The following is a 15,409-nucleotide window of genomic DNA, read 5'->3' as shown; positions in this document are numbered from 1 at the left end:
TTTTAAATATTATCTTTAAAAAATTACTCTGGCTTGAATCCATCTTTTAAAGTTACGGTTCTGTTAAACACAAGTTTTTCATCAGAAGAATCTCTGTCTTTGGTGAAATAGCCAATTCGTTGAAATTGATAAGGATGGCCGATTGCGGCGTTTTTTAAACTTGGTTCTGCAAATCCCTGAACGATTTTTAAACTTTCAGGATTAATGAATTGCATGAAATCAGTTTCCTTCTCCGCATCGGGTTGTGGTGTTGTAAAAAGTCGGTCGTAAATTCTAACATCCACCGGAATTGCGTGTTTTGCCGAAACCCAATGCAAGGTTCCTTTTACTTTTCTCAAACTTTCTTCCGTACCACTTCCAGATTTGCTTTTCTCGTCGTAAGTAGCATATATAGTTGTGATCTCGCCATTTTCATCTTTGTCTACACTTTCAGCTTTAATAATATAAGCCGATTTCAAACGAACTTCTCCGCCTAATTTCAAACGGAAGAATTTCTTATTTCCTTCTTCTTTAAAGTCTTCTCTTTCGATATATAATTCTTTCGAGAACGGAACTGTTCTTGTTCCTGCATCATGCTGCTCCGGATTATTCTCAGTTTCCAGCCATTCTTCTTCATTTTCCGGATAATTGGTAATCACCAGTTTTACTGGATCAACGACTGCCATAACGCGGGTTGCAATTTTATTTAAATCTTCGCGTACGAAAAACTCCAGCAACTGAATGTCGATGAGATTTTCTCTTTTTGCCACACCAACTCTTTCAATAAAATTTTTAATGGAAGCCGGCGTAAATCCTAATCTGCGCATCCCTGAAATGGTAGGCATTCTTGGATCATCCCAACCTGTAACTGCGTTCTCGGCTACTAATCGCTGTAATTTTCTTTTAGAAGTGATCATGTAAGAAACATTCATGCGTGCAAATTCACGTTGTTTGTTTCGTGTGGTATCATTTACGTATACCTGATCTAAGTACCAATCGTATAACGGCCGGTGATTTTCAAACTCTAAAGAGCATAAAGAGTGTGAAATCTGTTCGATATAATCGGATTCGCCGTGTGCCCAATCGTACATCGGGTAAATTTTCCATTTGTCGCCGGTGCGGTGATGCGGTCTTTTTAAAATTCGATACATCACAGGATCGCGCATATTCATATTCGGAGAAGTCATATCGATTTTTGCACGAAGCGACATTGCACCTTCTTCGAACTCGCCGTTTTTCATTTTTTCGAAAAGAGCTAAACTTTCTTCAACCGCACGGTTTCTAAACGGTGATTCAACACCATCTTCGAAAGGGTTTTTTCTCTGCTCAGTAATTTTTTCCGAGGGTTGCTCATCGATATAAGCTTTACCGTTTTTAATCATCTGAACGGCCCAGTCATATAATTGGTCGAAATAATCGGAAGCATACAATTCCTGATCATATTTAAAACCCAACCAGTCGATATCAGTTTTAATGGAATCAACAAATTCCTGTTCTTCTTTTTCAGGATTGGTGTCATCAAAACGAAGGTTTACCGGCGCGCCATATTTTTCACCCAGCCCGAAGTTGATGCAGATCGCTTTGGTGTGACCTATATGCAGGTATCCATTGGGCTCTGGTGGGAAACGGAAACGTAATTTCTCTTTCGGTAATCCATTCGCTAAATCTTCTTCTATTATTTGCTCAATAAAATTGAGGGGTTTTTTATCTTCTTCCATGGGATTGTTCATTTGGCAAATTTAGCGAAAAGTGAGGAAAATAAAAAGTAGAATATTTTGGTGCTTTTTTTCGTTTAATAGGAAGTTACCCTGATTTATTTTGAAGTTTAAACAGATTTGTTCCACTGTTTAAAGGGTTATATTTTATATGAATCATTCGATGAATAAAGCAGTATGGCTTATGAATTTTAAACACTGAATTTGTTATTATTTTTAAACTCGATTTTATTGCTTGATAGTGGGAGTTTGGATATAATGATAAATTTAAACATGATATTTAAATTATAAGATTTATTTTAATCTTATTCAGCTTTTTTAAGATAAATAAGTTGTTCGATATCAGATAGTATTAATTAATGTAACGGTCCGGCATTTGTCTTAAAGATCTTGATTTATTTTCTTTCAATCCGCGAAAAGGCCTGCCAGGATCTGAAAACTGATATATTTTAAATCTTGTAGAAAATGCTGCTTTGAGTGGCAGGCGAAATCTGTATCAGGCAGTCTTTCAGGGTATTTAATAATTTATTTCTAAACTTATAGAAATGAATTATTAAATTTAACTTAACATAATATTATTAATTCGGAATATAATCGTAAATTGTGGGCTAGGATTTAAGGGGGATTATTTCCGACAAAAACACAAATTATGAGGGGTGAATAATATAAAACCGTCAATAATGTTATGCATAGAAGATTAATTTTTTTAACATTATCTTTTTTAACATACTGCCTGCCTTTATTTGGTCAGCAATTCTGCAATACGGTAAAAATTACTGATGTTAATGGCAACAAAGATCCTGTTATAGACTGCAATTATCCACTCACCGGAAGCTGTCTTCAATTGAAGGCAACCTATCCAACTTTTTTTGAAACAACATCGTACCGTGTTTCTTCGGAAAATTTCAGTCCTTACGGTGATTTCAATTCCGGAACGCCGCTAAATGCAGATGCAGATGATTTGTTTTTCAGTAAAATAAATATTCCTTTTAATTTTTGTTATTTCGGAAAAAATTACAGCGAGGTAATTGTCAGTAGCAATGGTGTTCTTACTTTTGACAGTACCCAGTTGGGGAAAGTAAATTATCCTAATGTGGAGGAATTGAATCCCAGCATCACGCTTCCTAAAAACAGTATTTTCGGCGTATTCAGTGATTTGGTTTTTTCTAAAGCGAACGATTCCGAAGTGTATTACAGCGTCATCGGAACAGCTCCCTGCCGGAAACTCGTCGTGAATTTCTACAAAGGAAGAGTGTTGGGTTGTGACCAAACGGTGACTTCCCAAATCGTGCTTTCTGAAGGGTCTAATATTGTTGAGATTTTTGTGGAAAACAAACCTTTACTCTGTGCGGAAGCCAAATTTAAAAATTCGCTTTTGGGAATTATAAATTCGGAAGCGACCATAGGGTATTCACCTGCCGTCAGAAATTCGGGAATTTGGGAAGCGCAAAATGAAGCCTGGAAATTTACGCCAAACGGTAATGCAGTTATTCCACAAGTTTCTTGGTTCAATTCAAGCAACGTAAAGGTTGGAAGTGGAGATATTGTAAAGATTTGTGCGGAAAAAAATGAAATTTATACCGTGAAAGTTTCCTATCCGCTTTGTGGTAATCTGGAGTATGTTTTACAGGATACTTCAGCGGTAACTTATGCGCTGGATTACCCGTTGGCAAAAAATTCGACTGAAGTTTTCTGCGGAAACAGTTCATTTAACGTTAATCTGGAGGATTATGTTGCTGATCTCACGCCTCAAAATCCGGGTAATTTGATTTTTAGTTTTCATAATTCGTTGGCAGATGCTCAAAATGCGGTGAATCCGCAACCTGTAAATTTTGTACTGAGTGCAAACAGAATTTTTTATGTGCGTGTTCAAAGTAAATCTGATCCGGGATGTTTTCGGACTGCCGTTTTAAATCTCAATCTCATTTCAAAAAGTTTGCTTACTTCGAACATCGCTATTTGTGACATTAATAATGATGGGGTAGAAAACAATTTTAAACTTTCACTTCTTGACCCGAAATTATTTGCTTCGCCTGTTAACGGAAGTATTCATTATTTTTTATCGCAGGCAGATGCTGAAAATAATATTAATGAAGTTCAAACGGCTAATCTTGTTAACAATCTTCAGCTTTACGTTAATTATAAGACCGCGACATGCAGTCAAACTTTTGGTCCTGTTACGTTGAATTTCTTATCGTCACCTGTTGTAAATTCTCCGATACCATTGGTGCTTTCCACCTGCGATTATTTGGGTGATTTGACGGAACCTTTTGATTTTATGGCGGCGTTGGGTTCTCAAGTCACCTCTGATCCAAACGTGATCTTAAGTTTCTATGCGACATACCAGGAAGCGTACTCCGGAACAGGCTCTGTTTTGACTACTGTTAGGGATGGGAAGTATCAGGTTTATGTAAGGGTGCAGGCACCTGGAGGCTGTTTCAGTATTGCTGTTATCAATCTGGATATCACCTTAACCAAAGTTGAAGCAAAAGACCACACGGCTTATATCTGTTTTGATGGAACTCAGGATATCGCTGTTGATTTAAATGATTATGCTCCGGGAATGTTGTTGCAGTCATCCGCTGGTATTACGACGACATTCTTTTTGTCAGCTGCTGATGCAGAAGATGATATAAATCCAATTTCAAATTTCCAGACCATTACGGATAACGGCGATTTGGTGACCAAAACTTTTTATGTGAAGTTCTCCGACGCTACAGATTGTTATGCGGTGAGAGCGCTTGAAATTAATTTGGTGCATGTGGTCATAAAACAGTCTGTGTTTGAAATTTGTGACTTTAAAAATGATGGTGAAGAAAATGTGACGCTTTCTACTCTAAGCAAACGGATCATAGGATCTCAGAATGCTGCTGTTTCCTTTTTTTCTAATTATACAGATGCCCAGAATAATACGAATGCAATCAGCAGTTATAAAGTTCAGAATACGGCGAAACTCTTTGTGAGAATAGTATCCTATAGTTGTTCAGCAGTTTTTCAAATTGAGCTTTCTTTGGTTTCAACACCCGTTGTTGAACAAGTGATCACAGTTGTTAAGGATAATGTTTGCGATAATAATAATGATGGACTGGAACCCTTCGATCTCACCAATTACGAGTCCGAAATTTATACAGGTTCTGATGCTGTCAGCTTTCAATATTATACGGGGTATAATCCTGCGAACAATTCTTTGACAGGTTTGATCTCCACGCCTACTGGATTTGTTATTCCCAAAACGAAGGTTGTTTATGTGAAGGTTTCCTTCGGAAGCGGCTGTTTTTCTGTGAGCACGTTAAATATTCAACTGAATTTTTTACCGGTTGTTGTTTTAAAAAAAGCAATTCTTAAAAAATGTGATTATGACTTTAATCTCAATGAGTCTTTTGATCTGACAGAGGCTTTGCCGCAGTTATTTTACCAAAATGAAAATTTACTGGCCATCGGCGATCTCACGATTTCTTACTATAAAACAGAAAGTGCGGCCAATGCGGGAGTTCCTGCTACACAAATTAATTCACCGGTAGTCACGATCAATTCAAAAACGACTGTATGGGCGAGGTTTACGTCTAAATCAATCGGTTGTTATTCTGTGGCACCAATTGAACTTCAAACCTATCTTCCTCCGAAAGCGATGAACGCTGTTATTGGAGACTTATGCGACGATAATCTCGATGGTCTGACAGATGTTGATTTAACAAGTTTTACAGACCGAATGGTGTATACCGCAGATACCGAAAATATTTTCAGTTTTTTCCAGACTAAAGCAGATGCTGATACCAATACCAATCCGATTGCAAATCCGGCGAAATACAGTTTTGGTCCTGCGACAACCAGAATTTGGGTGCGGGTAGAAAATATCCCGGGATGTTTTGATACCGCTTCCATTGATTTATCTCTGGGAAAAAAAATTACCTTTAACAATAGCGGACCATTTTTAATTAATGACTGTGACACGGGAAACGATAACGTTGAAAACCTGGATATCACGCGGTTTGAAAAAACTATTTATTCTGGCACTGCAACATTTGAATATTATCCGACTGTTTTAGATATTAATAACGGAACAAATAAAATTTCTAATCCACAAAGTTATTTATTTAATGAAAACTCGGGACCAAAAACGATCTTTGCGAAAGTAAGCGCTCCGGGATTCTGTCCGGAAAAGGTGGAAATTAAATTAAGTCTTAAGAAAACACCGATGATCATTTTGCCGGATTATTATTTCTGTCCGGATGGTTTCGTGGATATTAAACCCGATTTTTCTAATCTTAATATTGTGAGTTTTGAATGGAAAAATCCAGCGGGAGAAGTAGTCTCAACTACCAAAGAGTTAAGAAATGTAAAAACAGCGGGCGTTTATTCATTAATGGTAACGGCTTCTAACAACTGTACCTTCACTACTGATGTAAATGTTAAAATTTATGAGGTTCCCATTATCACTAAATTATTGCCAAGCGGAAATTCTTATACGGTGATTGCGACCGGAAGTAAAAAAATCCTTTATTCCATCGACGGTATTAACTATCAGGACGTAAATGTTTTCTACAATTTACCTTATGGCGTAATCACGTTTTATGTGAAATTTGAAGATTCAGATTGTAATCCACAAATAAAAAAAGGATTGGTTTTAAATATTAGAAATGCTTTCAGTCCGAATGACGACGGTATTAATGATACCTGGATTATCGATGATCTCAATGTTTTTGATGGCCAGAAAACAAATTTAAAAGTATTCAACAGATTCAAAGAAAAGATTTTTGAGCAGGAAAGTGCAACCCGTTTAGAGTGGGATGGCAAAACTTTGGGTCGCGTGGTTTCCACGGATGCTTACTGGTATGTTTTAACTTTGGCTGATGGCCGGGTGTTTACAGGCTGGGTTTTAGTGAAAAACAGAAATTAAATCCCGGTTGCAATAAGTACAAAGCAACTTCTTTAATACTGTAATTGTCAATTTTTGAATTTACGAAATTTCAGACGCTGTTTTAATCTGAAGAAATTTCAGTTCAATATATTTGCACTATGAAATTATATGATCTTATAATCATCGGTGGCGGACCGATTGGCTTAAACTGTGCTTTGGAAGCCGAGAAAGCGGGACTTTCTTATCTCATCATCGAAAAGGGAACGATTGTAAATTCACTTTACCATTATCCTTTATATATGACTTTTTTCTCCACCGCCGATAAATTGGAAATTGGAGATATTCCCTTTATTTCTACTGCGCAAAAACCGGGTAGGAGAGAGGCGCTGGAATATTATCAGGGTATTTCGCGACATCTGAAAATCAATATCAATTTATACGAAGAGGTTTTAAAAGTGACCAAGAAAGATAATTTCTTAATTGAAACGGCCAAAAATAAATACCTCGCCAGGAAGGTCACCATCGCCACAGGTTTCTACGATATTCCCAATATGATGAATGTCAAAGGAGAAAATCTGCCCAAGGTCAAGCATTATTATTCCGAGCCTTATCCTTATGCCCATCAAAAAATTGCCGTCATCGGTTCCAGTAATTCTGCGGTTGATGCTGCTTTGGAAACCTACCGAAAAGGGGCAGAGGTTACCATGATTATCCGCCATGCTGAAATTTCTAAAAGCGTGAAATATTGGGTGAAACCTGATATCGAAAACCGAATTAATGAAGGAACTGTTGCCGCTTACTTCAATGCAGAGGTTTTAGAAATAACTCCGGATGCCATTATCTTTAAAGATGAAAACAACACTATCCGGGAAATAGAAAATGATTTTGTCTTAGCCATGACCGGTTATCTTCCGAATTTTGAATTCCTGAGAAATTCTGGCATCGAACTTCACGGAGATCATCTGAAACCTTTTTATAATGAAGATACCATGGAGACCAATGTAGCTGGTTTATATTTAGCCGGCGTAGTTTGCGGAGGGAAAGACACGCATCTGTGGTTCATTGAAAACTCCCGGGTTCATGCAGAAATTATTATAAAAGATATTTTGGCTAAAATTTAAAATTGAGGTGAATGCCTATACAATCCCTTTAAAACGGACAAAATTCAAATTTGAAAAATAGCAAATCACAAGAATAATTTGTAATAATTGCTGAAGCTATATGATAAATTACCGCATAAGGTTTCTTTAAGATTATTTTAATATCTTGGGCTCTTCTTAAATGAAAAGCTAATACAAACCAATAACTATAACTTTATGAGGACTTTATTTTTCATGCTGTTTATTTCAGGCACTTTTTTTTCACAAACCGGTTCACCGGAGAAAATGAACATTGTTAAAACAAACATCACGGCTTACGCGTTTCGAAATGTTAATCTCAGTTACGAGCGTATTATCAATAAAAAATTCTCCGTTGCCGTTGGATTTGGGTCGATGGGAAAGGGTGGTGTTCCTTTTAGCAGCAGTTATATAAAAGATACAGAGCTTTCCAATATTGAAGTTTCTTTGACAAATTTCACGATAGAACCCAGAATATATTTGGGTAAAGGATATGGGCATGGTTTTTATCTCGCGCCCTATTACAGATATTCGTCTTTTAATGCTGATAATGTGGTCTTAACTTCAGATTATGGAATGGGAGATGTTGCTTTGAAAATTTCAGGAAAAGCAAAAGGAAACAGTGGTGGATTATTAGTTGGCGCCCAATGGTTTTTAGGTGAAAAAAATAACTGGGTTTTAGACTGGTGGATTATTGGCGCCCATTACGGAAAAGGCAAGGGAGATTTCCGTGGAAATTCATCCAGAATCCTCACGCCTTCTGAGCAGCAGGAATTGAAAAAAGAAATTGAAGGGCTCGATATTCCTTTCGTAAAATATACTGCCACAACAGATGCTAATGGAGCAAGTATTAATGTAGACGGACCGTGGGCCGGAGTGAGATCTGGTCTGTCAGTGGGATATCGGTTTTAATATTTAATTTTTCATCACAGTTATTTCGGCTCAGCTTTGAAAACTTTATTAAAGAATTCAAAACTGAGCCGAATTAATTTATCTCATCATCAATTCATCTCCATGGAGAACCAATCGGGTTTCTAAATTATTGGTAAACAATCCGCCGGTTCCCAAACCTTGCGGAATTTTTGGATTTTTGGTGAAAGTATATTGTGCAATCGCATTCAGGCCGATATTGCTTTCCAGGGCAGAGGTAATCCACCAACCGATTTTCTTACTTTCTGCAAAAGCAATCCATTCATCAGTACCGGAAAATCCGCCAACCAATGATGGTTTCAAAATAATAAACTGTGGATTGATTTTTTCTAAAAGCTCCTTTTTGTCCTCGAAATTTAAGACGCCAATCAACTCTTCGTCCAAAGCAATCGGTGTTGGACTTGTCTTGCAAAGTTCGGCCATTTGATCGGTGTTTCCAGCTTTAATCGGTTGTTCGATAGAATGAATTCCCAAATCCGAAAGTTCCTGTAAAACCACTTTCGCTTCTTCAAAAGTGAATCCACCATTGGCATCAACTCTTAATTCTAGTTCCTCTTTTGGGAACTTTTTTCGGAGTTTTTTTAGAATTTCTTTTTCCGACTTCCAGTCCGCACCGATTTTCAGTTTCAGACAAGCGAATCCTTGATCTAATTTCTCTTCAATTTGCTGCTCCATAAAATCCGCATCGCCCATCCAAATCAAACCATTGATTTTGATGGAAGAATATCCTTCTGAAAAATCACTGGGGAAATAGAGGTCTGCACCGTTTTTCAAATTCAGCATCGCCTGTTCATAACCAAACCAGATGGACGGAAAATGAAGCAGTTCTTTTCTAAGAAGTTTCTTGTTCTCATTAATATTATCGCAAAGCCATTGCAGCATTTCTTCATACTCGGGAACGTCTTCGAAACTCAGTCCGCGGAAAATTGCACATTCTCCGATTCCTTTTTTATCACCCTCGGTTATTTCGAGAATATAGGTTTCCTTGGAGGTTAGAATACCGCGGGATGTTCCGCTGGCTTGTTTGAATTCTAAAAGATATTGTTTAAAAGTTGCTTTTTTCATAAAAAAAGTCAGAGCACGCTCTGACCGGATTAGATTGTTTTTGTTTTGTTTATTTCGCAGCGGCTTCTCTCATGAACTCTTCTGCTTTTTCTACCATATCATAACTTCCGCAGAAAAACGGAACTCTTTGATGCAGTTCGGTCGGTTGAATTTCCATAATCCTCTGGAAACCGTCGGTGCATTTTCCGCCTGCTTGTTCAGCCAGGAACGCCATTGGATTGCATTCGTACAAAAGTCTCAGTTTACCGTTGGGTGATTGCGAAGTTGAAGGGTAAATGTAGATTCCGCCTTTGATCATATTTCGGTGGAAATCAGAAACCAAACTTCCGATATATCGGGAAGTGTATGGGCGGTCTTCCTCTTCCCGCTGACAATATTTAATATAATCTTTCACTCCCTGTGGAAATTTAATGTAATTTCCTTCATTAATGGAATAAATTTTTCCGGTTCGGGAAAACATCATATTGGGATGGGAAAGGTAATAAGTGCCTAAACTTGGATCCAGGGTAAAACCATTTACGCCATTTCCGGTCGTGTAAACAATCATCGTGGATGAACCGTAAACCACATATCCCGCAGCAATCTGATTGACTCCTTTTTGTAAGAAATCCTCCAGAATAACTGGAGTCCCCGGTTCGGAAACTCGTCTGTAAATCGAGAAAATTGTCCCAACAGAAACATTCACATCGATGTTTGAAGATCCGTCTAGAGGATCAATTAAAACCACATATTTGCTCAAATGCGCATTGCAGCTTGCCTGAATTTCGATAAAGTCATCGCTCTCTTCCGAGGCAATTCCGCAGACCACTTCTCTTTGGGATAATGCTTCGATGAAAATTTCATTGGCCAGTACGTCTAACTTCTGTTGTTCTTCGCCTTGAATGTTTTCATTACCGGCTTTACCGATGATGTTTGCGATTCCGGCTTTGTTCACCTGACGGTTAACCACTTTCGAGGCCAAACGGATGGCACTCAGCAGGCGCGAAAGCTCTCCTGTGGAATACAAAAAATCTTCTTGTTTGTCGATGATGAATTCACCAAGAGTTTGGAACGACTGTTCTGACATTATTTTTCTTTTTGGGTTGTTACAAATTTCGTAAAATTCTTTCAATTTAACAGCATTTGTTTTTATTAAATGGCACAAATCGGCGTTTCTTTTCTCTAAAGCGTGCTTATGCGAAATTATCTCGCAACTTTTATTTTTAAAATCTCATTTTTAATATGAATCCAAGTTTTTTTTATTCATCGATAATTAATAATTTTGACCCTTGGTATTTTGTACAGAGATTTCCTCTGGTGAAAATAAATTATTGATATTGAAGTATTTAGATGAATGTTTTTAAATTTGGTGGCGCATCGGTAAAAGATGCACAAAGTGTAAAAAATGTAGCCCTGGTTTTAGAAACGCAGGGTTTTGAGAGTTGTCTCCTCGTGGTTTCGGCCATGGGAAAGACCACCAACGCTTTAGAAAAAGTCGTAGAGAACTATTTTTCCAAAACCGATTACCAGGCTGAAATCGAAAAAGTGAAACAGAATCATTTGCTGATTTCACAGGATTTGTTTGCGGAGAACCATCCTGTTTTTGCTGAAATTTCGGTCTTTTTTGGGGATATCGAATCTTTTTTAAGAAGAAATAAATCACCGAATTATAACTTTGTTTACGATCAGGTAGTGAGTTGTGGTGAATTGATATCATCTAAAATTCTGAGCGAATACTTAAATGATATTCAGTTTAAAAATACCTGGTGTGATGCAAGGGACTTTATTAAGACCGACAATAATTACCGCGAAGGAAATGTCAACTGGCAGGAAACCGAACAGAAAATGAAATCGCTGAATCAGCAGAATTGTTATGTGACGCAAGGTTTCATTGGTTCTGACGACAATAATTTTACGGTCACTTTAGGAAGAGAAGGATCCGATTATTCGGCTGCAATTTTCGCCTATTGTCTCGATGCCGAAGCCATGACGATCTGGAAAGACGTGCCGGGAGTCATGACTGGCGATCCCAGAAAGTTTGCAGATGTTTCCCTGCTCGATCATATTTCCTACGAAGATGCAATAGAAATGGCTTATTACGGCGCATCGGTAATTCATCCCAAAACGCTGCAGCCGCTTAAACAAAAGAATATTCCTTTTTATGTGAAATCGTTTTTGGAGCCCAAAAATCCGGGAACCAAAGTAGGCGCGAGTGAAGAAAGAAGTCAGAAAGAATCTTTTATTTTAAAGGAGAACCAGCATTTGATGAGGATTGCAACCCGCGATTTTTCTTTCATTGCCGAGGAGCATTTAAGCCAGATATTTTCTCTTTTAGCCAAATATAAAATCAAAATTTCTTTGATGCAGAATTCTGCGATTTCTCTGGATCTGTGTTTAGAAGATCTCTATCTGACTATTGAAGAAGTGGATGAAGAACTTCAAAAACTGTTCAATACAGAAATTATTAAAAATGTTTCGCTTTATACCATAAGAAACGCTAATTTAGAGCAGTTGAATAAATTTTATCAAGATAAAAAAATAATGCTGGAGCAGATTTCCCAAAAAACCATACAGGTTGTAATTAATTGATTTCAATGAGTTTAATTTCTAAAAGTGATTTGATTAAAGCCTCGGGTTTAAGCAAATTAGGATTACTGAAAAATCCTGCGGCGTCGGCGATTATGCGGTTGACAAAAATAAATGAGGTTAATAAATTGTACGATGTGCTGAAGGACAAAGTCGGAAAAGACTTTTTTGATTCTTTCGTGCGGGAACGCGATTTGAAATATATCGTTTTCGAAGAAGACTTGGCCAGGATTCCCAAAACCGGTCCTTTCATTCTGGTTTCCAATCATCCGCTTGGTGCTATTGATGGAATTTTAATGACCAAAATTCTAACCGAGATTCGACCTGATTTCAAGATCATGGGGAATTTTTTATTAGAAAAAATTGAACCGATGAAACCTTTCGTAATTTCGGTAAATCCCTTCGAAAACAGGAAAGAGCTCAGAAGCAGTTCGGCGGGAATGCGTGAATCTTTAAAACACTTGGAGAATGGCGGCTGCATCGGCATTTTCCCCGCTGGCGAAGTCTCGAACCGTAACAATGAATTTGGTGAGATTTTAGATAAGAAATGGGAAAAGCCTGCACTGAAATTAATCAAGATGGCAAAAGTTCCCGTCGTTCCGATGTATTTTCACGCAAAAAACAGCCGGTTATTTTATCAGATGGCGAAAATGCATCCCGATTTACAAACCCTTTTATTGCCATCTGAAATGATGTATAAAAGAGAAAAACCCATCCGCATCAGATTGGGAAAACCAGTCTCGGTGAAAGTGCTGGAAGATCATGACAGCATAGAAGAAATGGGAGAGTTTCTGCAAAAGAAGATCCTCCTTTTAAAGTCTTATTATGAAAAAAGGAAATCGATTACCGACCGTTTAAATATTCCCAACCTGAAACTTAATTTTTCTTTAAAAAAAGAGGCCAATGTCGTTCAGAATATTATTGATGAAACCCCAACAGCGGATATTGTACGTGAAATAGAAATACTCAGCAAAAATGATAAAATGCTTTTCAGGAATGGAAATTATGAAGTCTTTTTTGCCTCGTATAACGATATTCCTTCCATCATGCGTGAAATCGGAAGGCAGCGCGAACTTACCTTCAGAAAAATCGGCGAGGGAAGCAATCTCCCGTTTGATCTTGATGAATATGATGAGCATTATCACCATTTGTTCCTGTGGGACAGCCAGGCACAGAAATTAGCCGGAGCTTACCGCATGGCCCTGGGGAGTGAGGTGATGAAGAAACACGGTATCGATGGTTTTTATACCAGTTCTCTTTTCGAATTTGATCCTGAACTCCGCCCTTTTTTCCGGAAAGTAATCGAGATGGGAAGAGCCTATATTTCCAAGGAATATCAACAGAAACCGCTACCGCTTTTCCTTTTGTGGCGCGGTATTGTGCATGTCTGTTTAAGAAATCCGGAACATAAATTCCTGATGGGTGGCGTAAGTATTTCCGATAAGTTCTCGGAATTCTCCAAATCCCTGATGATTGAATTTATGCGGTCGCACTACTACGATTCTGCTGTGGCGCAATATATTCACCCGAAAAATGAGTTTAAGGTGAAGCTAAAGGACCGTGACAAGCATCTTTTTTTCGATGACGTAGAATCTGATTTAAATAAACTCGATAAGATTATCGACGATTTGGAGCCGGAGATGCGTATGCCTGTTTTGATTAAAAAATATATCAAGCAGAATGCGAAAGTGATTTCTTTCAATGTAGATCCCAGTTTTAATGACGCGATTGATGGGTTGATGTATATTCGGATTAGTGAATTACCGGAGAGTACAATCAAGCCGGTTTTAGAAGAAATGAGTGAGCAAATCAGACGGGAAGAAAATAATGTCTCTGATAATCAGTAATATTGTTAAAATTGTTAAAATTAGTTTGCAAATGATTTGCATGGTAAGGATAAAGTTGTTACTTTTGCACCACTCAATTAACGAAAGGTCTCTTAGCTCAGTTGGTAGAGCAATGGATTGAAAATCCATGTGTCCCTGGTTCGATTCCTGGAGAGACCACAAAACGAAAGAATGAAAATTCTTAGAAACATTAAAAAGCCCCTATTTAAGGGGCTTTTTTAGTATAATTAAGTTAATAACCAAGACTTCGGATCAGTATCAAAACTTGGGGACTACGCAAAAATTTTGGATAATCTGAAAAGGAAAAATGATTTGTCTCTTACCGGATCAGTATCAAAACTTGGGGACTAAGGGATCAGTATCAAAACTTGGGGACTACGCAAAAATTTTGGATAATCTGAAAAGGAAAAATGATTTGTCTCTTACCCCTCGAAGTTGTAATCTGAAGTTTTTTATTTTCGCATTAAAAGATTCGGCCGACGCATTGGTGCTTCTTTGGTCAAAATAATTGAGAATGTCATTGTAATGATTCATAATGGTCTTCATGAGTACTGAAAATGATTTAAACCCACATTCCTCTACTTCTTTGAACCAATGTGCTAATTTTAGGATTGCTACAGACTTTTGAATATTTTGATTGTAAATTTTCCTCAGCCCGTCTGATAAATTATACGCTTTTTCTAAATCAGGATAGTGAGAGAACAGTATTTGCGCTCTTTCATTTTGTGTTGATGTCCACTTTTCCCTGGTCTTGTAGAGTAGGTATCGGCTTCTTGCCAAGAGTTGCTTTCTGGTATCACCATTTTCAAAAATTTCAATTTCAGGAGTTTTCTTCTTTTCTTTTGCTTCTGTCAAACAGTTGTTTTCCAATTCAATGGCTTGCCACCGATGTTGTATCCTGAGGTCTTGCAATGCTTCTGTGGCGAGCTTCTGAACATGAAAACGGTCGATGACCTGAATGGCATTGGGAAAACATCTTTTGGCAATGAGTTTCATTGAACCTGCCATGTCGAGCGTGATCTCTTTAACTTTCTGTCGGAATTTTCTGCTGATTTTCAGAATCTGTTCAATGACTTTATCGCTTTGAGTACCTTTAATAATGGCTACGATGCTTCCTTTTTTGCCTTTCGCTTTCTTGGAAGTAAGAACGGTGTATAATTCCCCGTCTGAAAGAGCGACTTCATCTAAAGAAAGCTGGTCAGAGAGGTTTTCAGTATATAAGATCCAGTCTTCAGCGTGTTGTTTTTGATCCCAGTCTTTAAAATCGCTGATGCTTTTTTTATATTGTCTTTGAAATTTCTTTCCATTTACGCCATACATTTCTGCTATGGT

Annotated in this window: 9 protein-coding genes and 1 tRNA gene; 6 read left to right on the top strand and 4 right to left on the bottom strand. The window is 37.7% G+C overall.

The annotated features are described in order from the left end of the window. Positions 1-23: 23 nt before the first annotated feature. Complete coding sequence (locus QGN23_RS06990; protein ID WP_282906378.1) at positions 24-1,697, bottom strand: glutamine--tRNA ligase/YqeY domain fusion protein; 1,674 nt, start codon at positions 1,695-1,697, stop codon at positions 24-26. Between the two features lie 682 nt (positions 1,698-2,379). Between QGN23_RS06990 and QGN23_RS06985 the strand changes: the two genes are divergently transcribed. The 3 genes from QGN23_RS06985 (at position 2,380) to QGN23_RS06975 (ending at position 8,582) form a co-directional block, all read left to right on the top strand. Continuing rightward, complete coding sequence (locus QGN23_RS06985; RefSeq protein ID WP_282906268.1) at positions 2,380-6,591, top strand: T9SS type B sorting domain-containing protein; 4,212 nt, start codon at positions 2,380-2,382, stop codon at positions 6,589-6,591. Between the two features lie 119 nt (positions 6,592-6,710). After that, positions 6,711-7,673 (top strand): YpdA family putative bacillithiol disulfide reductase, encoded by a 963-nt coding sequence (locus QGN23_RS06980; protein ID WP_282906267.1) that lies wholly within the window; start codon positions 6,711-6,713, stop codon positions 7,671-7,673. A 195-nt stretch (positions 7,674-7,868) separates the two neighbouring features. After that, positions 7,869-8,582 (top strand): DUF3575 domain-containing protein, encoded by a 714-nt coding sequence (locus QGN23_RS06975; protein ID WP_282906266.1) that lies wholly within the window; start codon positions 7,869-7,871, stop codon positions 8,580-8,582. A gap of 78 nt (positions 8,583-8,660) precedes the next feature. On the opposite strand, the gene QGN23_RS06970 is transcribed toward QGN23_RS06975, so the two are convergent. Further along, the gene (locus QGN23_RS06970) at positions 8,661-9,665 is read right to left on the bottom strand and encodes an o-succinylbenzoate synthase (RefSeq protein WP_282906265.1); all 1,005 of its coding nucleotides are present in this window, start codon (positions 9,663-9,665) and stop codon (positions 8,661-8,663) included. A gap of 49 nt (positions 9,666-9,714) precedes the next feature. Further along, positions 9,715-10,731 carry a class 1 fructose-bisphosphatase gene (gene fbp / locus QGN23_RS06965; RefSeq protein WP_282906264.1) on the bottom strand — a complete coding sequence of 339 codons (1,017 nt, stop codon included), beginning with the start codon at positions 10,729-10,731 and terminating at the stop codon, positions 9,715-9,717. A 263-nt stretch (positions 10,732-10,994) separates the two neighbouring features. Between fbp and QGN23_RS06960 the strand changes: the two genes are divergently transcribed. The 3 genes from QGN23_RS06960 (at position 10,995) to QGN23_RS06950 (ending at position 14,236) form a co-directional block, all read left to right on the top strand. Further along, on the top strand, positions 10,995-12,233 hold the full coding sequence (locus tag QGN23_RS06960; protein ID WP_282906263.1) for an aspartate kinase: 1,239 nt from the start codon (positions 10,995-10,997) through the stop codon (positions 12,231-12,233). Between the two features lie 5 nt (positions 12,234-12,238). Next, on the top strand, positions 12,239-14,077 hold the full coding sequence (locus QGN23_RS06955; RefSeq protein ID WP_282906262.1) for a lysophospholipid acyltransferase family protein: 1,839 nt from the start codon (positions 12,239-12,241) through the stop codon (positions 14,075-14,077). 86 nt (positions 14,078-14,163) lie between these two features. After that, positions 14,164-14,236: transfer RNA gene (locus tag QGN23_RS06950), tRNA-Phe, on the top strand. A gap of 216 nt (positions 14,237-14,452) precedes the next feature. Here the strand turns inward: QGN23_RS06950 and QGN23_RS06945 are convergent. Then, positions 14,453-15,397: an ISAon1 family transposase gene (locus tag QGN23_RS06945; protein ID WP_282903876.1), complete on the bottom strand. Its 945-nt coding sequence runs from the start codon at positions 15,395-15,397 to the stop codon at positions 14,453-14,455. Between the last annotated feature and the right edge of the window lie 12 nt (positions 15,398-15,409).

This window comes from Chryseobacterium gotjawalense (assembly GCF_030012525.1).
Taxonomy (GTDB): domain Bacteria; phylum Bacteroidota; class Bacteroidia; order Flavobacteriales; family Weeksellaceae; genus Kaistella; species Kaistella gotjawalense.
The sequence above is the reverse complement of the archived record's forward strand: the minus strand, read 5'-3'. Positions and strand labels throughout refer to the sequence as shown.

Excerpts from the sequence above, each read along its gene's own strand:
- QGN23_RS06990 (WP_282906378.1), bottom strand. The coding sequence starts at position 1,697 with ATGGAAGAAGATAAAAAACCCCTCAATTTTATTGAGCAAATAATAGAA.
- QGN23_RS06980 (WP_282906267.1), top strand. The coding sequence starts at position 6,711 with ATGAAATTATATGATCTTATAATCATCGGTGGCGGACCGATTGGCTTA.
- QGN23_RS06970 (WP_282906265.1), bottom strand. The coding sequence starts at position 9,665 with ATGAAAAAAGCAACTTTTAAACAATATCTTTTAGAATTCAAACAAGCC.
- QGN23_RS06985 (WP_282906268.1), top strand. The coding sequence starts at position 2,380 with ATGCATAGAAGATTAATTTTTTTAACATTATCTTTTTTAACATACTGC.
- QGN23_RS06955 (WP_282906262.1), top strand. The coding sequence starts at position 12,239 with ATGAGTTTAATTTCTAAAAGTGATTTGATTAAAGCCTCGGGTTTAAGC.
- fbp (WP_282906264.1), bottom strand. The coding sequence starts at position 10,731 with ATGTCAGAACAGTCGTTCCAAACTCTTGGTGAATTCATCATCGACAAA.
- QGN23_RS06945 (WP_282903876.1), bottom strand. The coding sequence starts at position 15,397 with ATGTATGGCGTAAATGGAAAGAAATTTCAAAGACAATATAAAAAAAGC.
- QGN23_RS06960 (WP_282906263.1), top strand. The coding sequence starts at position 10,995 with ATGAATGTTTTTAAATTTGGTGGCGCATCGGTAAAAGATGCACAAAGT.
- QGN23_RS06975 (WP_282906266.1), top strand. The coding sequence starts at position 7,869 with ATGAGGACTTTATTTTTCATGCTGTTTATTTCAGGCACTTTTTTTTCA.